Annotated in this window: 24 protein-coding genes; 6 read left to right on the forward strand and 18 right to left on the reverse strand. The window is 63.9% G+C overall.

Features of this window, described 5'->3' with window-relative positions; genetic code table 11:
* Positions 1–7: 7 nt before the first annotated feature.
* The 4 genes from IPL75_17420 to IPL75_17435 are packed head-to-tail and all read right to left on the reverse strand — an operon-like array spanning position 8 to position 4,619.
* A complete protein-coding gene (locus tag IPL75_17420) occupies positions 8–1,045 on the reverse strand; it encodes a hypothetical protein (GenBank protein MBK9241978.1) in 1,038 nt (345 codons plus the stop codon).
* Complete coding sequence (locus tag IPL75_17425) at positions 1,045–2,793, reverse strand: carbamoyltransferase (GenBank protein MBK9241979.1); 1,749 nt, start codon at positions 2,791–2,793, stop codon at positions 1,045–1,047. Before IPL75_17425 ends, IPL75_17420 begins: the two co-directional genes overlap by 1 nt.
* Positions 2,790–3,779, reverse strand: coding sequence for a methyltransferase domain-containing protein (locus IPL75_17430; GenBank protein ID MBK9241980.1), 990 nt, complete (start codon positions 3,777–3,779; stop codon positions 2,790–2,792). The genes IPL75_17425 and IPL75_17430 overlap by 4 nt, the downstream gene beginning before the upstream one ends.
* A 21-nt stretch (positions 3,780–3,800) precedes the next feature.
* Entirely contained in the window at positions 3,801–4,619 is an 819-nt protein-coding gene (locus tag IPL75_17435) for a 2OG-Fe(II) oxygenase (GenBank protein ID MBK9241981.1), read from the reverse strand.
* A 9-nt stretch (positions 4,620–4,628) separates the two neighbouring features.
* On the opposite strand from IPL75_17435, the gene IPL75_17440 reads away from it, so the two are divergent.
* From IPL75_17440 to IPL75_17450, 3 genes are read left to right on the forward strand one after another with little or no spacing between them, the layout of a single operon-like run.
* Positions 4,629–5,612 carry an NAD-dependent epimerase/dehydratase family protein gene (locus tag IPL75_17440; GenBank protein MBK9241982.1) on the forward strand — a complete coding sequence of 328 codons (984 nt, stop codon included), beginning with the start codon at positions 4,629–4,631 and terminating at the stop codon, positions 5,610–5,612.
* Positions 5,613–5,634: 22 nt separating this feature from the next.
* Entirely contained in the window at positions 5,635–6,015 is a 381-nt protein-coding gene (locus IPL75_17445; GenBank protein ID MBK9241983.1) for a glycosyltransferase, read from the forward strand.
* 29 nt (positions 6,016–6,044) lie between these two features.
* The gene (locus IPL75_17450) at positions 6,045–6,746 is read left to right on the forward strand and encodes a glycosyltransferase (protein MBK9241984.1); all 702 of its coding nucleotides are present in this window, start codon (positions 6,045–6,047) and stop codon (positions 6,744–6,746) included.
* Here the strand turns inward: IPL75_17450 and IPL75_17455 are convergent.
* From IPL75_17455 to IPL75_17470, 4 genes are read right to left on the reverse strand one after another with little or no spacing between them, the layout of a single operon-like run.
* The gene (locus tag IPL75_17455) at positions 6,743–7,738 is read right to left on the reverse strand and encodes a glycosyltransferase family 4 protein (GenBank protein ID MBK9241985.1); all 996 of its coding nucleotides are present in this window, start codon (positions 7,736–7,738) and stop codon (positions 6,743–6,745) included. The genes IPL75_17450 and IPL75_17455 overlap by 4 nt on opposite strands.
* A gap of 4 nt (positions 7,739–7,742) precedes the next feature.
* A complete protein-coding gene (locus IPL75_17460) occupies positions 7,743–8,684 on the reverse strand; it encodes a methyltransferase domain-containing protein (GenBank protein MBK9241986.1) in 942 nt (313 codons plus the stop codon).
* The gene (locus tag IPL75_17465; protein ID MBK9241987.1) at positions 8,685–9,605 is read right to left on the reverse strand and encodes a glycosyltransferase family 2 protein; all 921 of its coding nucleotides are present in this window, start codon (positions 9,603–9,605) and stop codon (positions 8,685–8,687) included.
* Positions 9,602–10,300: a methyltransferase domain-containing protein gene (locus tag IPL75_17470; protein ID MBK9241988.1), complete on the reverse strand. Its 699-nt coding sequence runs from the start codon at positions 10,298–10,300 to the stop codon at positions 9,602–9,604. Before IPL75_17470 ends, IPL75_17465 begins: the two co-directional genes overlap by 4 nt.
* A 55-nt stretch (positions 10,301–10,355) precedes the next feature.
* Between IPL75_17470 and IPL75_17475 the strand changes: the two genes are divergently transcribed.
* The gene (locus IPL75_17475; protein ID MBK9241989.1) at positions 10,356–11,165 is read left to right on the forward strand and encodes a class I SAM-dependent methyltransferase; all 810 of its coding nucleotides are present in this window, start codon (positions 10,356–10,358) and stop codon (positions 11,163–11,165) included.
* Here IPL75_17475 and IPL75_17480 read toward each other — a convergent pair whose 3' ends face one another.
* A complete protein-coding gene (locus IPL75_17480; protein ID MBK9241990.1) occupies positions 11,166–12,371 on the reverse strand; it encodes a glycosyltransferase family 4 protein in 1,206 nt (401 codons plus the stop codon). It lies immediately after the preceding gene.
* A 64-nt stretch (positions 12,372–12,435) separates the two neighbouring features.
* Between IPL75_17480 and IPL75_17485 the strand changes: the two genes are divergently transcribed.
* On the forward strand, positions 12,436–13,320 hold the full coding sequence (locus tag IPL75_17485; GenBank protein MBK9241991.1) for an SDR family oxidoreductase: 885 nt from the start codon (positions 12,436–12,438) through the stop codon (positions 13,318–13,320).
* Entirely contained in the window at positions 13,317–14,804 is a 1,488-nt protein-coding gene (locus IPL75_17490) for an oligosaccharide flippase family protein (protein MBK9241992.1), read from the forward strand. Before IPL75_17485 ends, IPL75_17490 begins: the two co-directional genes overlap by 4 nt.
* A gap of 89 nt (positions 14,805–14,893) precedes the next feature.
* Here the strand turns inward: IPL75_17490 and IPL75_17495 are convergent, their stop codons facing one another.
* From IPL75_17495 to IPL75_17535, 9 genes are all read right to left on the reverse strand, one after another.
* Complete coding sequence (locus IPL75_17495) at positions 14,894–16,153, reverse strand: glycosyltransferase family 4 protein (GenBank protein MBK9241993.1); 1,260 nt, start codon at positions 16,151–16,153, stop codon at positions 14,894–14,896.
* An 83-nt stretch (positions 16,154–16,236) separates the two neighbouring features.
* Complete coding sequence (locus tag IPL75_17500; GenBank protein ID MBK9241994.1) at positions 16,237–17,190, reverse strand: VCBS repeat-containing protein; 954 nt, start codon at positions 17,188–17,190, stop codon at positions 16,237–16,239.
* Positions 17,191–17,216: 26 nt separating this feature from the next.
* Complete coding sequence (locus IPL75_17505) at positions 17,217–17,756, reverse strand: hypothetical protein (GenBank protein ID MBK9241995.1); 540 nt, start codon at positions 17,754–17,756, stop codon at positions 17,217–17,219.
* A 58-nt stretch (positions 17,757–17,814) separates the two neighbouring features.
* Positions 17,815–19,182, reverse strand: a complete 1,368-nt coding sequence (locus tag IPL75_17510) for an insulinase family protein (GenBank protein MBK9241996.1) — start codon at positions 19,180–19,182, stop codon at positions 17,815–17,817.
* The gene (locus tag IPL75_17515) at positions 19,179–20,483 is read right to left on the reverse strand and encodes an insulinase family protein (GenBank protein MBK9241997.1); all 1,305 of its coding nucleotides are present in this window, start codon (positions 20,481–20,483) and stop codon (positions 19,179–19,181) included. The genes IPL75_17510 and IPL75_17515 overlap by 4 nt, the downstream gene beginning before the upstream one ends.
* A complete protein-coding gene (locus tag IPL75_17520) occupies positions 20,480–21,565 on the reverse strand; it encodes an Mrp/NBP35 family ATP-binding protein (GenBank protein ID MBK9241998.1) in 1,086 nt (361 codons plus the stop codon). Before IPL75_17520 ends, IPL75_17515 begins: the two co-directional genes overlap by 4 nt.
* Positions 21,552–21,890, reverse strand: a complete 339-nt coding sequence (locus tag IPL75_17525; protein MBK9241999.1) for a hypothetical protein — start codon at positions 21,888–21,890, stop codon at positions 21,552–21,554. The genes IPL75_17520 and IPL75_17525 overlap by 14 nt, the downstream gene beginning before the upstream one ends.
* The gene (locus IPL75_17530; GenBank protein ID MBK9242000.1) at positions 21,890–22,294 is read right to left on the reverse strand and encodes a hypothetical protein; all 405 of its coding nucleotides are present in this window, start codon (positions 22,292–22,294) and stop codon (positions 21,890–21,892) included. The genes IPL75_17525 and IPL75_17530 overlap by 1 nt, the downstream gene beginning before the upstream one ends.
* A 66-nt stretch (positions 22,295–22,360) precedes the next feature.
* Complete coding sequence (locus IPL75_17535) at positions 22,361–22,585, reverse strand: hypothetical protein (GenBank protein MBK9242001.1); 225 nt, start codon at positions 22,583–22,585, stop codon at positions 22,361–22,363.
* Between the last annotated feature and the right edge of the window lie 5 nt (positions 22,586–22,590).

Consider the following 22,590-nt stretch of genomic DNA (forward strand, 5'->3'; position numbering starts at 1 on the left):
TCACCTTTCAAGTCTGTCGGGTTCGCCGGATGCAGAAGGTCTGATTGTCTTCTTTGACGCCGACGACGGAAAAATATAATTCGTCGGCGCTCGCGTTGGCGTACGGAAAGTGCACCGTGCCGAACTGAAAGAGGCTTCCATGCCAGACGTCTTTTCGAAACGTCGCCATCTCGACGCACCCGTCCTCGGGCGAGATTCTCCAGATCGCGGCAGCCTGCGCCTTCAAGGCGGAGCCATTTTCGGCGGTTGTCGTGAAGAACAGGTCCCTGCCAACCTGTTTCGAGAAATACACCGTGCCATTCACTTCAGTCAGACTCGTTCGCTCGAATGTCCTCCGGTCCACCCGGTAGATGTGGTTTGAGCGAAACTCGGCGTCCATGCCGTAATACATTGAGGCCTCGTCAAACACCACGCTGACCGCGCGCCATGTCTCGTCGCCTTCGCCGACTGTGTGCACGGTCCGGAATCCGTCCTCGGTTCGCAGGATCCGGCACTCCCTGTGGTTGTCTCCGGTCAGGCACACCAGGGCTCCGGTAAACGTGTCGAAATACACGCCGTGGATATGGCGGATCGCACCAGCCGGAAACGTATAGGCGACCTCAAGGGCGGCGGCGCCTGCACGGTAGCGATACATCCGCACCTCGCTGCGTGTGTCGTTCATCACGTACTCGCCGAAGTACAGGTCGCCGACGCCGTCGATGGCGCACGCGGCCCGCAGCACACGGCACGGCCGCTGCAATCCAGCCAACTCGACCCATTTGCCATCACGGACAACGCCCACCGATCGGTCGAATGTGACGAACAACTCGCTTCCGAGTGGAACCACATTCGTGACCATGAACCTGAGAAGTCTTTGGCCAAGCCGAACCCCAGATACGGCCTGCTTCCATGCCGGCGCGGGGATGACAGCGACTGTGGTGAACGGCAGTCTCAAGTCAGCCGAATGGTAGAGGACGTTCCGTCGAGAAAGATAGTAGCCGCCCTCCCCGGCCCACTCGACGGTGTATCCGCGAAGCTCAGGGATGGCTTCGATCGTCCAGCTCATCAGAAGACGCCCTCCTGCGGGCGCTTCCTGCACACAAAGGAACCAATGACCAGGACGTCCATCTTCGTCCGGAGGAAACACTCAATGGCCTCGGACGGCTGGCACACGATGGGTTCGTTCTCGTTGAAACTTGTATTGAGGATCACCGGAATGCCCGAGCGCGCTTCGAATGCCTTGATCAGGTCGTAATACAACGGGTTCTCGTCACGCGCTACCGTCTGCAGCCGTCCGGTATGGTCAACGTGAGTCACGGCTGACAGCCGCTCGCGCCACTCCGGCCTGATGGTGTAGACATGCAGCATGAACGGCGACGGGTGCTCCTGCTCGAACAGCTCTGATTGGCGCTCCTGCAGCACCGACGGGGCGAAGGGACGAAACGCTTCGCGATATTTGATGCGCGCGTTCAGAATGTCCTTCATATTCGGGAAGCCAGGATGCGCCAGGATTGAGCGATTTCCCAGGGCTCGCGGTCCCCATTCCATCCGGCCCTGGAACCAGCCGACCACGTTCCCGTTCTGGATCTCATCCGCCGTGGCGTCCAGGAGCTCCGCACGGTCCAACTGGCGGTATGGCACGTCATACCTCTCAAGTTCGCGCTTCACGACCGCGTCAGCGAATTCGTTGCCGAGCGCGGCGTTCTTCATCACCCAGCGCTTGCCCTCCTTCAGGATGGCGTTGCTGACATACAAGGCCGCCCCCAGCGCCAGGCCATCGTCACCGGCAGCGGGCTGGATACATGTTTCGCGAAACGGCGTTTCACGCAGGAGCTTTCCGTTCGCCACGCTGTTCAGCGTGCAGCCGCCGGCCATCGCCACCCTATCGGACGGGACCCGCTTGTGAAGGGCGCCGAGCAGATGCATGTAGTAACGCTCAAACACCCGCTGCAGGCCGTACGCCACGTCCATGTCCCGCTGAGAGATCGCCGCATTCATCTCGCGCGGGTCGCCCAGTTCCTTGACTAACCGATCCGAATAGAGGCGATGCACGACCATCTCCCCGGTCTCGTCTATTTCCACTCCCTGGTTCGCGCCAAAGGGCAAAAAATAGTCGGGATTCAACTCAAATCCGTCGCGCGTCGTCACCAGCATTCGCTCGAACACGTCGTGGTGCCGGTCCGTGCCGAGCGGCGCCAGTCCCATCACCTTTCCTTCGTCTCCGTATTTCGGATATCCGATGAACTGGCACACGGCGGTATAAAGCGTGCCTAGCGAGTGCGGCACAAAGACCTTGTGCAGCGGCCGGATCTCATGCCCGACACATTCCGACAGCAGGCATGACACAAAGTCGCCGGAACCGTCGATCGTAATGCCGGCACATCGGTCCCATTCGGACATGAAATACGCGCTGGCCGTGTGTGCCAGGTGATGCTCAACGTTGTAGGTGTGGAACCTCAGCGTCTTTGGATCGGCATCACATTCCGACGCGATCATCGACTTCATGTCGTCGAACGCCTTGCTCTTGCTCCGCATACGCGACAGGTTCAGGAGTTTCGTGGGATGCCGAAGCGCGAACTCGAGCTTCTTGTGCAGGTTGGCCGATGAGTCGCGCCCGACGGCCACCGCATCGATGTCGGCGAACGTCAGGCCTGCCATCTCCAGACACTTCGCGATGGAGAGGCTGGGAAATCCCGCGTAGTACTTGACGCGGTTCAGCCGCTCTTCAGCCAGTGCCGCGACCGGCACACCATCGATCACAATCGAGGCGGCCGATCCCGCGTGATTGGTATTGAGGCCCAGGATGACGCTCATCGGGCCGTCGTCTTCTGATTCACGGACGAGAGATAGACGCTGTCGGCCACCTTCGTCAGCGGTGTCACCACGTGGCTGAGCGTTCGCAGCAGCTCCGACGCCCGGACCACCATCCGATAGTGCACCGGGAGGAGGTCGGCATCGCTGGCCTGGATCCCAAGGCCAAAATAGCAGTCGGTTGTCATCGTCGTCCGACCGAAGGTTTTTTCGAAGGTGTCCATCAGTTCGGAAGGGGTCCAGTACCTGACTTCAAAACCTTCGCCTTCGGTGAAGCCACGCCGCCGATGTTGCTGGTATTGCCTGATGCCGTACTTGTTCGGCATCTGGATCAAGGCCGTCCCGTCCGGCCTCAGGACCCTGACGATTTCATCCAACGAGGTGCGCACGTTTGGCTTGCTGAAGTGCTGAAAGACGCCGTACGAGAACACGGTGTCAAAGGCATCGTCTGAAAACGGCAGGAACCGCGCGTCACCCACCACAAAGTCGGCCGCAACACCCAACTGCCGGGCCACTCGTCGCGCGGCCAGCACCGCATCAAGGCTGGGGTCGAGCCCGACGGGGCGGTATCCTTTGTTCGCAGCCGCGATCGACCATCGCCCCCAGTTGCACCCGATGTCCAGCAACCGTTCGCCGTGGCCCTGCGGAAGACGGGTCGACGGGATCGGGTATCGCGTCAATTTGTGTTGAACCGGGAAATAGAGATTTCCCGATGTGTACGGCACCTCGCTCTGGACAAATGCGTCGATGTGATCGCGGTTCGCCGCTCCGTCCTGTTCGGGCTCGTAGACCAGCCGGTGGCCGGCCACCTGTTCCAGGGTCCGGGGGATGTAGTGATGCGTCACGTCGCTGTCGGCCAGCAACATGACAGGCACACCATCGAACACCGGATAGCGATGGCCGTCAGGGCAGGTCAACTCCGTCGCAGTCGATTCGAGTGCCCGTTTGTCCCGCGGACAGACGAGGTGATTCGCGAGCCATTCATTCATGGGAGTGCTGTCGCGGACGCGCTATTTCTTCTGTTCAAAGATGTCTTTCCTGCTGAACCCACGCTTTTTGATGATGCGGGCGAGGGTTCGGAGGCGACTGTCCGCCTCAGTCCAGATGCGCTGAAATGTTTGCTCGGGCCGGGCCTTGAAGTACGTCACGTGTGTGGTTTCGTAGCCGTTCGGCGAATGGGGCGAGAAGTAGTAGTTGGAAACACAACAGCGTTTGGCGTCCCGCTTCACCGGATTGACCGAATGCCACGACTTGTCGTTGGTGGACATGAGGACCAGCCGGTTGAACAGACTCGGTATCTCGACGGCCTCGGTCACCGCCTCATTCCAAAGTTCAAAATTGCCCCCGTCTTCGGTTTTCCAGTCGGGTGAACAGTAATACAGCAGATTCAACACTCGATAGTGTTTCTGCTCAAAATCATGGGAATTGTCCAGGTGCGGATTCAGGAAGTGCCCCTGCGTCATGACGCTGATTCCGCCGGCATACAGTTTGGGATCGGCGTGCGGCTCCCTGATGCCCGTCAGGTCAGCCACGGCCTGAACGACTCGAGGATCCTGAAAGGCAAACGTAATGTCTGCGATTACCGGATCGTGCGTATCAAGGGCTTTGGAGGTGAACTTCTTCTCGCGAAAACTATCCAGCAGACGCATGCGGTCCACCGGCGGGAACGCGGCAAAGATCCTGTGGGCCAGGTCGTCGGGCAGCAGCCGGTCTACAATGGCGAAGCGGGTGCTGAGGACGCCCGGTGCGAAGAACTCCTGGCGAATCCTCTCAGCATCCTGATGGAGCCTTTCCACAATGGCAGTGACGATCGCTTCGCGCACGTTCATGCCTCCATTATGAAGTCTGTGCTGCTGACCGGGGCGTCCGGGTTTCTCGGGAGTCACCTGGCCCGGTCGTTCATTGAAGGCGGTTGGCGCGTTCGCGCGGCCAGCCGTCGCCCGGCCGACGGCCAGGCCACCAATCCAGACCTTGAGTGGGTCGGCGTTGGCGAGATCGGCCGCCACACCGAATGGGGGCCGCTGCTCGAAGGCGTGGATGTCGTGGTCCATGCCGCTGCGGTCGCGCACCGGATCTCAAAGAAAGACCAGGTGCCGGCGTCGGTGTATGACGAGGTGAATCACCGCGGCACCGAACGCCTGGCAGAGTGTGCCCGGCGGGCGGGTGTGGGACGGTTCGTGCTGATCAGCTCCATCGGGGCGGTGGCCGACGCCTGTGACGTGGTCATTGACGAATCGACCCCGTGTGCGCCGACGACGGCGTATGGGCGCAGCAAGCTCGCGGCCGAGATCGCGCTGGCCGACCGGCTGACCGGCAGCGCGTGCGAGTGGTGCGTGCTCCGTCCTCCCCTCCTCTATGGTCCCGGGCATTCGGGGAACATGGGACGTCTCTTGCGGTTGATCCAGCTGCCACTTCCCCTGCCTTTCGGGGCGATTCACAATCGGCGCAGTTTTATGTATGTCGGGAATCTGGTCAGCGCCGTTCAACTGGTAACGACTCACCCGGCGGCCGGTGGACAGGTATTCTGCGTGGCGGATGCGGAAACCCTGTCCACACGGCAGCTGATCGAGGCGCTGGGCCGCGCGTCGGGACGACGGATCTGGATGATTGACGCTTCGCTGCCGGCCCTGCAGCGCATCGGCAGGCTTGGGGATGCGATCGGCGCCTGGACGGGCCAGTCGCCCGGATTTGACTCGGAGTCGGTGCGCAAGCTCTGCGGCTCTCTCTCGCTCTCGTCGGCCCACATTCGCGAACGCTGCGGGTGGGAACCACCGGTCCGGCTCGCGGATGGCCTGTCGGCCACGATGGTCCGTCACGCGTGAAGCCTTGATATCCTCAAGCGTCATGAAAGTCCTCTTTCCAGTCGAGGTGTTTTATCCGTCGCAGGCCGGCGGCGCCGCGAATTCGGTGTACTGGATGGCGAAATACCTCGCGGCCCGCGGGTTTGAGCCGACGGTGATTGCGTCGAACAAGGGCCTTGGACCGGACGTCCCGCTGAACCGCTGGAACCAGAACGAAGCCGGCCGGGTGATGCACGTCAGGACAGCCTCTTTGACCGCTCCAATCGGGCAGACGCTCCGATCGCTGCTGCAGGTCTATCAGGCCGACGTTGTCCATCTCTCGTCCCTGTTCTACCCAGCCGCATTCGTCACCGCCTTCGCCGCGCGGGTGCTAAAAAAAAAACTGTCTGGTCGGTACGCGGCGAGCTTGATCCCTTCACGCTGACGAACCACTCGAACGGCCGCAAGTCCTGGGTGCTCTGGGCGATTAAGCGTGTCGTCGGCGCTCATCCGTTGTTTCATTCGACCTGCGAGGAAGAAACCGGCTACATCCGCGCCACCTTTGGCCCCGATGCCCGGATCGTTCAGATCCCAAACTTCATCGACGTGCCGGCGGTGGTCGAACGATTGCCGGAGAAGTACATCCTCTATCTCGGCCGCGTCCACCCCAAAAAGGGCATCGACAATCTCCTGACGGCACTTTCGCTGACGACCGACTTTTTGCAGTCAGGTTATGTGCTGAAGATCGCCGGGACAGGGGCGCCGGGTTACATGCAGGAGTTGCGCGGCATGGTGTCGGCGCTGAATCTGGAAAAGCATGTCGAGTTTGTTGGCCAGATCGAAGGCACAGAGAAGCAACAACTTCTTGCCAACGCGTTCTGGACGTTCATGCCGTCACACACCGAAAACTTCGGCCTCGTGGTGCTCGAATCACTCGCGCAACACACGCCGGTGGCCGCCTCCACCGGCTCGCCCTGGCAGGTGCTGGAACATGAGCGGCTTGGTGTGTGGTCGGGCAATTCTCCGCAGGAGTTGTCCATCGTGCTGAAAAGAGTCCTGTCGATGGAACCGCAGGAGTATGAAGCGATGCGCACGCGCGGCCGCGCGTTCGTCGAGGAGCACTTCGACATGCGCAGGAATATTGACCGGTGGATCGACACCTACCGGGCGATTTAAGCGTGGCCGGCCGTGAGGACAGCCCGATAGACGTCTTCGTACATCTTTGCCACGCGTCGAGGTTCGAATCGCCCGACATTGATCTGGCCGATGCGGACGATTTCACGCCGTAGTGCCTCATCTTCGATCACCCGCATGACGGCGGAACGGATGCTCGCCACGTCGTGCGGATTGACAAGGACCGCACCGCCGCCGGCGATCTCCCGCATCGGACTCAGGTCGCTCGTGATGAGCGGCTTGCGCATCGCCTGCGCTTCAATGATCGGAAGCCCAAATCCCTCGTATGTCGTGCAGAAGGTCACGAGGTCGCACGCCTCGTACTCAGCGGCCAGTTCACGATCGTCCAGATCCGCCTTCGCCTCAACATCGATGTGATGTCTGACGAGGAGGTCGGCGATCTCCTTGTCATACGGGCCGACGATCACGAGGCGGCAGCGCAGGCCGTCAAGGGCGCGTATCAGGTTCGGGATGTTCTTGTTCCCGGTCGTGCCAATCTGCAGAATTCTGGGGCAGTCACGGTCGAACGGATTCTCCCGGGTGAAGACAAACGCGTCTCTGAGTGGATTGGGGATCACGCGAATGTCGGCGAGAGCGCGGCCCGTGTGCTCCACGATCTCGTCTCGCGTCGCGTCGGAGATGGCAGTCACATACTTGACTCGCCGGATCGGGAGATCCAGAAACAGCTTCTTCAGAACATAGCGCCTGATTCCGCCGCGGTTGTGCAGGAAGTGCAGGTCGTGGATCGTGAGAACGGTGCGCGCCCGCGGCAGCAGGAGCGTGATGAAATTCACGTGGCCGGTGACGTGATACAGATCGGCTGGACGCTTTCGGAAGGTGATCAGGTTCTTCAACACGCCGGCCAGATCGCTGCCGTACGAAAGCGTGTGAAACTCGGGCTGGAATTCACCAGACAGATCACCGGCGATCTGCCGAAAGACCTTCTCGATACTGAACCATCGAGTGCGCCGCTCGACGTAAACCAACCTGTGCATCGGGTTACGCCCCTCGTTTCCTCAGTGTCGAGACAAGGAACGTCCCCATCCCGCACCGATTCGTCAGGAAGCGGCCCACGCGATGCGGGATAACGGTTTTCAGGGCCGACTTCACCCTTCCGCTCGGCAGAGGCAGCAGTTCCGTCTTGCTCCCGTAGATGGACACGGCTTCAACAGAAAACAGATCCGACACGAGCGCGCGCCATTCGGGGATCGTGTAGTAACGCGCCAGGGCGCCGTCGATCACGCCCTGCCGTGTTTTGTGGAGCGAGCGGGTCTTCCACAACGTGCCCTGGATGATGCCCCGGACGAGGCCGGCCACGACGTAGTAGTTCCAGAAGTTGCGATGGTAGACCATGGTGATCGCCACGCCGCCGGGTCTCAGCACGCGATGGATCTCTTCCAGGATCGTGCGGGTATTCGCGGAGTGATGGATCACGCCCCAGCTCCAGACCACGTCGAACGAGTGGTCAGCGAACTCCATCTTCTCGGCATCCATACGCAGGATGCGCACCTGCGAGCCTGCCCGGCCAAGAAGCGCCAGACGCCTTGTGGTGCTTGTGACGGCATAGTCGGTGAGATCGATTCCGGTGTAAGAACCGGCGGCCGCTGAAATGAGCTGCGCGTGACTTCCGTTGCCGACGCCGATTTCCAGCACATCCTTGTGGCCCAGCGCAGCGAAGTCAATCAGGGGATCAAACGGCACCTTGTTCCACGGCATGTAGGTCCACACGTCGGCAAAGAACCGTTCATCAATGTGCTCGTAGAACTCCTTGCTGAATTCGCTGACGCTCAGCGCTTCACTGAAGTCGTAACGCATGGGGTGGCGCTCCCACCACGAACGATTCGCCCGCTGCCAGGCATCGTGCTGCGTCGACGTGAGCGGCAGGGCCGTCGGACTATCGAAGCCTTCGGGAATGTCGTCTTTCAGATCTGAAGTGGACATTTAACGGCGCTCAGCGAGCGGCCCCAGGGGAGGGTCAGGCCATTCCGGCCAGGTGCCGATCCGCAACCCCCGCTGGGCGAGCCGCGCAACGTAAATGGCGCACATCACCAGTCCCTGCGTGCGACTGGGCGCCACGGCCCGAAGCATGCGCCATCGCCTGCCCACATTCAGTGCATGCGTTGTGTCCACGAACAGGGCCTTGAATGCGGCACGGACTGACCCGGCCGACAATGGCGGCGGATAGGTATTGGGCTCGCAGAACATCCGCGCCCTGGGCGCCACGAGGAGACGCCATCCCCCACGCCGCACCCGTACTGAAAACTCGACATCCGCCCACAGGTGCGGAAAGCGGACGTCGTCGAGAAGCCCGAATAGCCGCAGTGCCTCTGCAGGGATGAGGATGCAGTTTCCCGCCAGCACCTCGACCTCCCATGGCTCCTGCGGCACGGTGAACGCCGTCAAGTGCTGCGGAATGCGCCATCCGCCGTACCACATATCCCAGGCCTGACCGACCTGGAAGACCTTGTGTGGCGTGTCCCACAACAACAACAGGGCCCCCACCACCGATTGGGGAAACTGCCGGGCGCATTTGACCAGCTCAACGAACACCTGCCGATTGAAGATGGCATCGTCGTTGGCAATCACAGCGTAGTCAACTCCTGCCGCCAGCAAACGCCGCAGACCGGCATTCGTGCCGCCGCCGAAGAATAAAGTTCCGTCGCCCGCCACGATCTCCACAGCGGGGTAGGCGCGGCGAATCGCCTCCGAGGTCCCGTCGGTGGATCCGTCGTCCACCACCACGACGTGAAGAGTCATCCCTGTCGTGTCGGCCTCGTACACGGTTCTGAGAGCCCGCAGCGTGGTGTCGCGTCGGTTGTGGACGGCCATCACGAGACCGACCCTGGTCGTACCGGTCGTCATGTCCGCACCAGCGGGTCGCCCGTGCGGCATTCCGCGATGACGCCGTCAGCGAGCTGAGGCGATAAACGGGTCAGCACGGCGTTGGTCCACCGTACCGGCCACGTCGTGTAAGGAAGATGTTCGGTGCCGAGGTCGTAAAACCACTGGCCCGTGACGACGAAGCCGGCAGTGGTGAGCAGGCGCGCCAGCGTGGCCTGCGAGTAGTACGCCACGTGATCGGGATGAACAGGCTCGGCATGGCCTCCTCGTCCGCGAAGGGCATACTGCGCGAGCCGGAATCCGCAGTAGGCATTCACCGTGCTGACAAGGAGACGTGTCTCGGGGGTCATGACCTTCTGCACGTTTCTCAGAAACGTGCCCGGGTCCGTGAGGTGCTCCACGATTTCTCCGGCAATCACGATGTCGAACGGACCGGCTGCCGCCAGCTCTGCGGCGAGATCACCGACATCGCCCGTGTGCAGATGTGGGACACCACGCGAGGCCAGCACGTCGATGCCGGCCCGGTCGATATCGACGCCGTGGAGTTCACCGGCCACCTCACCCAATCGCAGATGGAGCAGGGAGCCATCAGCCAGGCTCTGCGCGGTATACGGTGCGTTGGTGCAGCCAAGATGCAGGACGCGTTGACCTTTCGCTCGCGCAAGGAGGTATTCCACCCTCTGCACGAGGGGAATGGACGCACCGCTCACAGACATGCGACGACATGGTACCACCGCGTCCAGACCCGCCCCTTCGGGTATTCTGTGGCCCATGGCCGATGACCACGCCGCGATGGCAGACGACGTGTTTTCGGCGCGCGTGAATCGTCTGGACACCACACTCTTCGACGCGATCCCTTCCGAGTCAACGCCCTGGGATCGCCGATCGCTGCTCGCGTGTCAGAGCGCGGTGCGCATGCGTTGGTCACCGTACGTCTACCTTGAGATCGGGTCTCACCTGGGCGGCAGTCTGCAGCCGCATGTGTTGGATCCCAGGTGCGCCACCGCACACTCGATCGATCCTCGGCCTTCAGTGCAGCCCGACGCACGGGGCCAGCGATTCGGGTACCCGGGGAATTCGACGGCCCGAATGCTGGCGAACCTCGCGGCGGCAGGCGGTGACGCACACCGCGTCGTCTGCCACGAGGAAACGGCCGCAGGCCTGAATCCCGACGCCTTCGTGCCGAAGCCACACCTCTGTTTCGTCGATGGCGAACACACCGATGCTGCCGTTCTTGCAGACTTTGCCTTCTGCCAGCGTGTGGTCGCACCCGGTGGGCTGATCCTGTTTCACGACGCGCACGTCATCTACAACGCACTCGACACGATCGTGGCGTCACTCGATCGCGCCGGCACCGGGTATCGGGCCTGTCATCTGCCTGATTCGCTGTTTGCGATCGAGTTGGGTGACGGCGCGCTGCTTGAGGGGCCCGCGCTCGCGCCCGTGCGCCGCGAGAGCCATCGGGGATATGTGGCGTCGCTCCAGCAGACGGACGACTATCGCCGCTTTTCAAACCGATGGTTGTTCCGGGCGCTCCGAAAGATCCGCGCTGTGGCATCCCGGGCCATCGGGAAGCCCTGATCAGGACGCCGACAGGGCAGATCGCACACAGGACTCGTACACCGCGAGCGTCACGGCGGCCATCTCGTCCGCGTCAAATATTCGTGCGTGGGCCTTGCCGGCGGCGGCCAGCCGCACTGCCAACTCGGGGTCTTGACGGAGCCGCAGGATTGCAGCCGCCAGGCCACCCGCGTCGCCGGGTGGTACCAGGAGTCCGGTCACACCGTGTTCCACCGCTTCCGGAATGGCGTTGACGGGCGTCGACACCACCGGCACGCCGAGCGCCATGGCTTCCACCAACGCAAGCGGCAGCCCCTCCTCGAGACTGGGCAGCACGAACGCGTCGGCCGCCGCCACAACCTCCAGGTACGAACGTCGCCCGTCCGCCAATTCCGCCTGAGGCAGGTATCGGACCACTCCCCCGAGCGCGCGCAGTTCGTCGAGCGCGCGCCCTGTGACCGGCGCGGGGCCGATCCAGACAAAGTCCACGTCGTCCGCCTGCGCGCGCACGCGACGAGCGGCGTCGAGCCAGACCCAGCACCCCTTGCGCTCAATGAACTGGGCGCCGGTCACGACCAAAAAACGGTGGCCGGCGATCCCCAGGTGCCGGCGTGTCTCAGCGCGTGATGTCCCTGCGCTCGCAGCCACAACTTCCGCGCGTTCCACCGGTGAGTACGCCAGCGGCACCTTCGCGATGTCGTCCGCAGACAGGAACGGCCGCAGGCTCTCTCTCACGTGGCGATTCGCCGCCACGAGGCGAAAGCCCGGCCGGCGCGTCAGCGATCGCATCCGGCGCCGCCATGAGTGCGCTCGCATCCCGCTGATGGGCGGCAGCGATGTGTGGAGTGTCACCACCACGCCATGGCGGCCGGCCAGCGCCCACAAGGCGCCGGTGAACAACGTCAGCGAGACGTCGCAATGAAACACCGTGCCGGGGCCGGCGATACGCCTGCAGGCCCGCCACAACTCGAAGTGCGCGTGCCAGGCACGCACGTGCGCGCCAACGCGGTGTGCAATCGTCGTCTGCGGCGTCACGTCCAGGCGGCCGCGCATTCGCTCGACCGTCACACCAAGGGCTTCAAGTTCGGCGACCAGATCGGCAGCCGATTCGACGGGAATGATCGCGGTCACACGCGTCTGTGCAACGACGCGGCGCATGAGCGCCATGAAGTACCGTTGGGCGCCGCCCCACTCGACATAGGGCCACACGTACACGACGCGAGTCACGCCCGTCTCGTGCTCCCGTGTATCGTTGACACCCTGCATTGTGGGTGACCATAATATCCTCCACATGACGGCGCCGCTTCTCGTCCTGGGCGGCAAAGGCATGCTGGGCCACAAAGTGGCACAAGTCGCGGCCCGGCAACTTGAGGTGTACGCCACTGTACGCAATGAGCGGCCTGGGCTCGCGCCACTGCTCGGCATCGACACCGGCCATCTCCTCGTGCACGCTGACGTGACCGTGGGCATAGACGCCCTGCTCGACCGGGTGCGCCCCGGCGTCATCGTCAACTGCATCGGCGCGCTCCCGGCGGTGAACGGGACGCTCGATCCTGTGGACGCGATTGGCGTCAATGCGCTCGCGCCACATCGCATCGCAGCCGCGGCCCGGGTTCGCGGCATCCGGCTGATCCATGTGAGTACCGACTCTGTGTTCGACGGAAGGCGTGGCAGCTACACCGAAGATGATGCCCCCGACGCGACGGACCTGTACGGGCGCTCGAAAGCGTTGGGAGAGGTGGCCGATGCGGGCCACCTCACGATACGGACATCGCTCGTGGGGCGACAGCTCCGCGGATCGCGCGGACTCCTCGAGTGGTTCCTGTCACATCGGGGGCAAACGGTGCAGGGCTATCGCGCCATGCGTTTCTCCGGCCTGTCAACGCTGGCGCTGAGTCGTACCATCGTGAATCTGGTCACAGAGCATCCGACGTTGACCGGCCGGTTCCACGTGGGTGGCGATGCAATCAGTAAGTACGATCTGCTGCACCTGATGAACGACGCGTTCAGCGCCGGTATCACCATTGTCCCCACCGATGGCCTCCGAATCGATCGTTCGCTCGACTCCACGCGGTTCGCGGCCGTGGTCGGCTCGCCCCCGTCATGGCGGCGCATGCTCGAAGAACTCGCACAGGATGACACCCCGTACGATGAATGGAGGCAGCGTGCCCCATGACTCCGGAACCTTCGGGTCCACGCGATAACGCCGGGCTGCTGAACCACGCCGCGCAGGGGGTGCTGGGTTGGGCCGTGCCGGTCATGGTCACCTTCGTCACCACGCCGCTGATTGTCCATGGGCTGGGCCCGGACGGCTTTGCGGTGTACGCGTGGGCGGCGGCGTTTACCGCGGGCATCGCTACGGCCGGCCCTGCACGCGGTGTGCTGCACCTGGTGTCGCGGAGCGCTGTGGCCCGACTGCGACAGGAAGCGGTCGCCGCTGGTCTCTGGTCAGCTGTAGCCCTGGGCGTGGTGGCGGCGGCGGTACTCTGGGTGCTGGCGCCTGCGGCCGCGTCGGCGGCGCAGTTGCCGGCGTGGCCGGCGCTGTCGGCCCTCCGAATCGCGGTGCTTGGGGCCATACCGGCGGCCGTCATCGCCGTCTGCATCGGCGCCTTTCAGGGGCTGAGGCGATTCGGGATCGCCTCGGCGCTGACCAGCGTCGCGGCGATCGTGACCGCGACCGGCGCAGCCTGGATCGCGACCCACGGGTCGGGCGTCGTCGCCATGGTGTCGTGGCAGGCGGCCGCATCATTGGCCATCAGTGTGGTGAGCCTCCTGATGCTCCGGCGTGTCGTCGGACCGGTGTGGAACGCCCCGACCAGAACCGCCGCCTCGCGCGTCGCCGGGTTTGGCCTCGCCACGTTTTGCACGCAGTTGGCCTTCGCGGCCTGGGTCATCATCGAGCGCACACTCGTGGGCCGATACCTGGGTGCGGAGGTACTGACGGCTCTGGTCATCGGCCTGCTTCTGTGGATGCACGCCACAGCCGCGCTGGGCAGCGCCGTGCAAGTAGTGGCCTCGCTCGCCCCTGCCGCCGGCAGCGTTGATGACCGACTGGTACGAGCCTATCCCAGCGCGACAATCATGACCGCCGTCGCGGCGATCGCATCTGCAGCACTCATTGCCGGACTCGGTGTGCCGGCGTTGACCTTGTGGATTGGCGCCGACATTGCCACGGTGGCCGAGCCACTCCTGCTGCCGCTGGCTGTGGGTGTGGGCCTCAACGGCCTGGGGACCGCCGCCTGGTTTGCCAATGAGGCGGAGGGGCGTCCGGCCAGGAATGCGATTTGGGCCGCAACGGGCCTCGTCCTCACGTCGGTCACTCTGTTGTATCTGGCGCCGCAGGGGCTCATCGCCTCCGGCGGTATCGCTCGGCTTGTCGCCGTGGCGCCCGGCCCGCTATTCATCGTCTGGACTGAGTGGGCTTCAGGCGGACGCCTTCGCGCACCCTGGCTCCGGATTCTCGCGTGTGTCCTGCCCTGCGGCGTGCTGTTGTTCGCGGGGCTGCGCACGGTCGCCGTTGCGGCCGCCTCGTCGTGGCTGGTGCTCATCTCCGCTGCAGCGGTGGGCATGGCGCTTTACGCGGCGGCGGTGTGGTTCCTTCCGGTGCTGACACATCGCGACCGCCAGGCCCTGCGCACCTGGCTCAAGAGCCGGGTCTGAAGACCCGGCCTCCGACCGGAATGGCGCCGGGGCTGCAGGCTCTTCCTCCATCCGAAAGGAGGCCGGGTCTTTAGACCCGGCAACGCGTGTCAGCGGCGGGTGACCGCGTCCAGCGCGGTTTCGTATTGCGGCACCACGCAGTCCTTGGAGAAGGTGTCATCAAACCGCGCACGGCCCCGCGCGCCCATGGCGGCGCGGGTGCCCTCGTCGAGTCGAGCAAGCGCGTCGAGAGCAGCCGCTAATCGCGCCGGGTCGCCCGGGTCCACCACCACGCCAGTGCCAGTGCTCTGCACGAGGTCGGCGGCGGCTCCCCGTACCGCCATCACGATGGGGCGGCCGGCCGCCAGGTAGGCCACCGTCTTTGTGGGCACCACGGCTTCGAAGACGGTGGAGTCAACGAGATGCACCAGCAGCGCGTCGGCGGCGGCCATCAGCGATGGCATCTCCTGATGCTCGCGCCAGCCAAGAAACACGGTGCGGTCCGCAACACTGGTCTCTCGCGCCAGTGTTTCCAGATCACGCCGGGCCGTACCTTCACCCGCAAACACCAGTAACACCCGAGGGTCGGTCAGCAGCGCGGCGGCCTTCACCACGGTCGCAAGATCCTGGGCAATGCCAAGGTTGCCGGCAAACAGCACCACAAATCGATCCTTCCAGCCCTGCGCCTCGCGCGTGACATGGCGCTCGGCCACTGTGCCTTGCCGGGCCAGGTCGCCTTCCACCCAGTGATGAGTGACCGACAGACGCTCGGGCAACGCGCCCTTGGCGATGAGTACGTCGCGAGCACGCTCATTCGGTACGAGGATTTTATCTGCGCGGCGATAGATGAACCGCTCCAGCGCTTCGAGCGCACGGATCGCGCGAGGGTTGCTGATGAGTCCGGCGGCCACAATGACATCCGGCCAGATGTCCTGGACGTCGTATACAAACGGCACTCGCATGATGCGCGCCAGGAGCCAGCCCGCGACGCCTATCGACAGCGGTGGATGCCACACGTAGATGACCTGAGGCCGCTTTAGCAGCGGCCGTGCCAGCACTGCGGCCAGCGCGAATGCGCCGAAGTTCGCGCAGCGGCGCAGAACCGACCGCCCGTGATACGCGTAACCCGCCATACGAAGGACGGGCACGGCGCCCAGCGTGTCACGTTGCCACGGCCGCAACGAGTAGCCCGGATATCGCGCCCCGTTGGGATACTGAGGCAAACCCGTCAACACGGTCACGTCATGGCCGCGCTCGTGCAGCGCCTGAGCAAGGTCTCCGGGTTTGGTGATGGGTTCGGGCGTGAAGTACTGCGCGAGCACCAGGACGCGCAGAGGTAGAACCTGGGAGAGGGGCGCGGGCGGCCTCATGGCTGTGGAACTACCGCTCACGCCCGGAACGGCGCGATTAGCGCGCCGTTCCGGACACAAAAGAAAGAGTCAGACGCGGCCCGTCATTTAGTACGCCAGCTGTTCACCGGGTAGTCGCCGTTTGTGCCCCATGACACGACAGCGAGGCCGGCTGTGGACCGATTGAGCCAGAACTGCCCTGGGCGCCAGATGGCCACGTCGGTCTTGCCGTCCCCGTCCCAGTCCCCCTGTGTCAGAAAGTCGGTCGCCGACGCCCCGAAGATGCTCAGGGAGATAGCGCCGTTTGAAGTCGCTCGGGTCCACCACTGTATCTGGCCGGCGGAACCTCGGCCGACCGTCAGGTCCTCGGTCGCGTCAGCGTCGTAGTTGCCGGGGACCAGGGCGTCGGTTGGGGTGCCAAATCTGAACAGCGTAGTGGCGCCGTTCGACGACTGCCGAACCCAGATGGCGGCCTGTCCACCGCCGCCGTTCCGCTGCACCATCGGGTCGTGCTTCCCGTCGCCATCGTAATCAAACGGCGCGCTGAAATCGCCGTTCAGTCCCCACGGCACGTAGGCCACAGAACCACCCTGTGTCGTGCGGTAGTAGAGGAAGGACTGATCCCCCGAGATTGCGCCCGCCCGATATACCGCGAAGTCATCACGGCCGTCGCCGTTGTAATCGCCCACCACCTCCGCATCGTCCCCGGTCTGCCCGAAGGGCTCAAAAAATGCTGTGCCGTTGGACGAGCGCAGCACCCAAAAACCCGCAGCGCCGGCAGCCCCTGATCTCCAGACCGTCACGTCCGACTTGCCGTCGAGGTCGTAGTCGCCGCAGAGGCTGGTATCGCCGATGATTCCCCAACTGGTGAACTGCACGCCACCGGCTGACTTCAGAATCCACCAATTCAACTGACCGCCCACGTTCCTGACAACGACGGGGTCGGTCTTGCCGTCGCCATCGAAGTCGCAGGTATTGGGGATCTGGGCCTGGGCCAGCGCCGGCAGCCCTGTCAGCATCAATACGCACAAGGCTGCTTTCCTGAGGTGGTTCGTCATCGCGCAGTTCTCCTTCGTGGCTTTCGTTACGGTTGCGGGGTGAGTCGAATCTTCTGGTCCAGGCGTCGCCGCATCTCAAGGACCGTTTGTTTCGCGTTGGCGATCTCGCCATCGAGCTGGGAGATCTGGCTCTCAAGCTGGAGCTTGGCGTTCGCCTTCTGCTCAAGCTGTTCAGCCGTCCTCGCCTTTTCCTGCTCCATCATGGCCTGCGCCTTGCCGGTGGGGTCTCCTGCCGCCATCTGGGTGTAGACGTCCACCGAACCGCGCATCTGCGCCATCTCCTTGTCGATGGCGGCACGGCTCTGCTCGAGTCCATCCAGTCTGACCTGCATCTGGGTAATGCGGCGCTCGTCCATGTCGATCACTTGCGCCATGACCAGGGATGAGTCGCGGTCGGCCGACTGCTGCGCCACCAGCTTGATGACCTCAACGAGTTGATCGACCGACTTGCGCAACGCGGTGAGCTCGGCCAACACGGCCGTGTCGGTGGTCTGCACTGACGCCGGAGGATTCTGGGCGACAGCGAGACTCGCCACGAGAAAAGCCGATAACGTCAGGGTGATCATGGGCAGGCCCGATTATCTGGCTGGCTGCAGAGACAAGTCAATCCTCGGGAGTCGCCCCCTAGAACTCGATCTCCGCATCCTCAACGGGTCGACCGAGCGTCCCCAACTGCTCGCGCCACAGCGACGCATCGCCCACCACCACGACGATGGAATCGTCGGGTCGGATGTGGCGCCTGGCGGCGGCCGACACGGCCTCGGTCGTCACGGCCTCTACCTCCGGCACGAACCTGTCGAATGTGTCGGCCGGCAGCTCAAACGTCGCCAGTCGCGCGGCGGCGTGGGCCAGCTGCTCGGACGTTTCGAACTGACGGACAAAGCCGCGTGTAATCGAGGACTTGGCGCGTTCGAGTTCGTCCGTCTCCGCCGGGCGGCTGCCGCCCACGGCCTCGAACTCCTTGAGAATCTCGGACACCACCAGCGGCGTGGCGTCGCCCTGCACATTCGTCTCACAGGAGAAGGTGCCCGACCGCACGCGGAAATCAAAGGCGGTGCGTGCGCCATACGTCAGCCCGCGGGCCTCGCGGAGGTTCAGGTTGATCCGGCTGGCAAACTGGCCGCCGAGCAACGCATTCAGCGTCACCAGCGCGTGGTATTCGTCCACATTGCGCGCCGGCCCCAGGTGGCCCACGTTCACTTCCGTCTGTGGCGCGCCGGGTCGGTCCACCACAATGACCCGCGCGGGCCCCGACGCCATCGCCGGCGGCACCGGTGCAAGGAGTGATGGGGCGGCGCTCGCCTGCCAGCCACCCAGCTGACGCTCGGCCGCTTCCAGCGCCTCCGCGGATCCCATCGCGCCCGCAATGATGAGCGTGGCGCCCAATGGGCGCATGGCCGCCGCGTGGAACGCCCGAACCTCGTCGATCGTCACGCGTGACAACGCGGCCGAGGTGCCGAGCGTGCCGTGCCCGTAGGGGTGCGCCCCGAACGCGGCCGACAGGAACGCGCGATCCGCAACAGCGGACGCCGAACTCCTGACCTGGCGCAACCGGTTGAGCCGCATCTCACGCACCCGTTCCAGATCGCTCTCGTGCAGGCGTGGACGCGTCATCACGTCGCCCAGCAACGCCAGCGCGCGCTCCATGAACCGCGGCAGTGTCGTGAGCGTGAATGTCGTGGTGTCCGGGCCGACATCGATGGACAGCTCACTGCCGAGGCTCGCAAACGCTTGCGCGAGGCCGATCGCATCAAACCGTTCCGTCCCTTCATCGAGCAGGTCGGCCATCACGCCGGCGAGTCCAGGCGCCGTCGAGGGATCAAAGGCTGACCCGACCGGCACCACCAGCACGATGGTCACGACCGGAATCGTGTCGTGGCGAATGGTCCACACTCGCGCGCCGTTCGACAGCGTCGCCCGGACCACAGGCGGGAACGTCACGAGCGCGGGTGCGCCAGCACCGGGCATCACAAAACGCGTATGGTTCGTCACGTGGTCACCACCGCCGGCTCGGAAAGTTCCAGGGCCCATTGCCGCTGGCCCTGCGGCACCACCGACAACGCCACCGCCTGCCCGGCTGAGAGGAGCGTTCGCACGGCTCGTTGAACATCCGCAGTTGTCACGCGCAGATACCGATCGAGGTCCTGCTTAAAATACGAAGGGGACCCCTTGTAAACGTTGTAGGCGTTCAGTTGGTCCGCCTTGCCGCCGAAGCCGCCGAGCGTCTGCAGCCGGTAGAGGAACGAGGCTTCGGCCTGCACGCGTGCGCGCTCGAGTTCGGCCTCGGACGGCCCGGCCGTGGCCAACCGCTCCAACTCTTCCATCACCGCGACGCGCAACTCTTCGAGCATCACGCCCGGCGCGGCGGTGGCCACCACCTGGAACAGGCTGCCCAGTTCACGTGATCCCTGACCGGCGCCAAGCCCCGCCGCGCGCCGCCGGTCGTGCAACAGCGTGCGATAGAGCCGCGACGTCCGGCCGTTCGCCACCAGATCGGCGGTCACGTCGAGCACGGCATCGTCGTCGTCAAACAGCGCCGGACTGGGGAACATCAGATAGAGCCGCGGCAACTCCACGCGATCTTCGAGCAGCAGGCGCCGCGGCGACACGGGCACCGCGGGTGTTTTCGGCGCCACCAGCGCCGGTCCGGCGGGGATGTCACCAAACAGCCGCTCCACAAGGGTCATCACGGCATCAGTGCGCACATCCCCGGCGATGGCGAGCGACGCGTTGGCCGGGTGGTAGTACTGCTGAAAAAACGCTCGCGCATCATCAACCGTGGCCGCGCGCAGGTCTGACGGATATCCGATCGTGGGCCAGTGATAGGGATGGTCTCGCGGATAGATCGCTTCCGACAACGCAAAGTGCGCGAGGCCATACGGCCGATTTTCGTAACTCTGGCGGCGCTCGTTGAGCACCACTTCGCGCTCGGTCTCAAAGCGCTCGACCGACAGGGCCGGCATCAGCCACCCCATGCGATCGGCTTCCATCCAGAGTGCCAGTTCTGTGGCGCCCGCGGGAACCACCGACCAGTAGTTGGTGCGGTCGGCACTGGTGGAACCGTTCAGCGACCCGCCCGCTTCCTGCAGCGGCTCAAAAAAGCCGCGCGGCTGATGCGCAGCGCCTTTGAACATCAGGTGTTCGAACAGGTGCGCCAGCCCGCTGCGGCCGGGCGCCTCATTGGCGGAACCGACGTGATACCAGACGTTGACGGCCACGAGCGGCAGGTGGTGATCCTCATGGACCACCACCTGAAGGCCGTTCGCGAGCGTGTGCTTGGTGAACGGAATCAATTGATCGGCGTCAGCGGAATAGCTTTCCGCGCATAAGAGGCAATCGACACCTGCTGGGCCACTCGGGCCGCCGCGCCCGCGAGTGCCACAGCCGCCGGCGAATCCGGCGCGGACAAAACAATCGGTTTGCCCGCATCGCCACCTGCCCGCACGGGCTCAGACAGCGGCACACCGCCCAGGAACGGCACACCCAGTTCAAGGGCGAGGGCCTCGCCGCCGCCCTTGCCGAAGATATCGGCCTCGGTCCCGCAGCCGCCGCACACGAAATAACTCATATTCTCGATGATGCCGATCACCGGGATGTTGAGCTTCTGATACATCTTGACCGCGCGCCGGGTGTCGGCAATCGACACCGTCTGCGGCGTCGTCACCACCACGGCGCCGGCCACCGGCACCGTCTGGCTCAGGCTCAACGCCACGTCACCCGTGCCGGGCGGCATGTCCACGATCAAATAATCCACTTCGGCCCATTTGACGTCGCGAAAGAACTGCGTGATCGCGCCATGCAACATCGGTCCGCGCCAAATCACCGGCGCGTCGTCGGCCGTGAGAAACCCCATCGAGACGGCCTGCACACCGTAGCGCTCGGCCGGAAGAATCTTGTCTTCTTCCTGCTCAAGCCGCAGGCCTTTTTCAAACCCCAGCATGATGGGCACGTTCGGCCCGTACATGTCGGCATCAAGCAGCGCCACGCGGCTCCCGGCCCTCGCAAGCGCCACGGCAAGATTCACCGCCACGGTCGTTTTGCCGACGCCGCCTTTGCCAGCGCCGACAGCGATGATGTTTTTCACTCCCTCAACCGGGGCGCGTCCTGCTTCCGGGCGGCCTGCGGCTCGCACCTGGGCGGTCATCTCCACGGCCACACTTGTCACGCCGGGCAGCGCGCTCACGACAGACTTCGCCTGATCGCGCAGGAGATCTTTCACCGGACAAGCGGGAGTGGTGAGTTCAACAGTGAACGCGACATGCCCGCCGGTGATATTGACGTGCTTGACGAAACCCAGACTCACAATATCGCGATGCAGATCGGGGTCCTGCACCACGCGCAGGGCATCCAGGACAACAGATTCAGACAGTGCCATTTTTGGAATTGTACGAGAAGCTGGCGGCAATGTCGCCAAGGTACGGCAGCCGGTACGACTCCCCCTTCAGGGCTTTCATCATCAGGACCACCCAGAGCGCCACCACGCTCAGGCGGAACACAACGCTCACCGCGCGCCAGTCGCCAACGACCGGCAACGTCGGCAGGAGCAGCGAGACGATCGCCGCCACGGAAAACGCCAGCACCGATTGCCACGCGTGGAACCGCACGTAGCCGTCCCTCTTTTCCATGGAGAGGACGATGATGCCGCTGATGAGGCCGAGTGCGTAGGACAGGGCCGCCCAGCGATTCGGATCGCGATTCATCACTCGCTCATTGCAACAGGTGGCACCACCACACGAGGCGGCCTGCCAAACACCCGGCGGGCGTCGTCATTCAGGAGCACCCAGAATGTATACACCCCGAGCGCGGTGCCGAAGGGCACCACCACGAGATTGGGCACGGCCATCATGAGTGCGATCAGCCGGCCACGGGCCTGGCGCCGTTTGAGAGCTCGCCCGGTCCAGGCCGATAACACACCGCCGACGATCAGGAAGACGCCGACCGCGGCCAGCAACGCCACAGCCGCACGTTCACCGAGGCCAAACGCCTCGCCCGCGAGCGAGGCGCGTGTGCCGGCCGCCAGAATCGAAAGGGACAGGCCAGTCATGACGCCGAATGCACCCCAGACCAGATGCAACGTGCCAAGGACATCGATGTGCAGGCGCAATTCCCCAGCTCCTCAGTTCCCCACTTCCCCAGTTACCTACGCGGGGGACTCGCCGGCTCGCTGATCTCAGCGTGCGCCCAGCGTCACCATCAATTCGCGCCGCTCGTCGTCATTAAAGCCTTCGAGGTCGAGCGTCGCATCACACTCGTCGCACAGCAGTTCGAACAGTGCCGGTCGCCCCTCTTCCATCGGAGGTTGGACTTGCCCGTCCGCGACGCGCACGAGGTGCATCTGGAGGGTTTTGGCGAGAAAGTTTTCGGCGTTGCCGCAATTCGGACACGTCAGAGACATCGTAA

The organism is Acidobacteriota bacterium (assembly GCA_016716905.1).
In the GTDB taxonomy this organism is placed as follows: domain Bacteria; phylum Acidobacteriota; class Vicinamibacteria; order Vicinamibacterales; family SCN-69-37; genus SYFT01.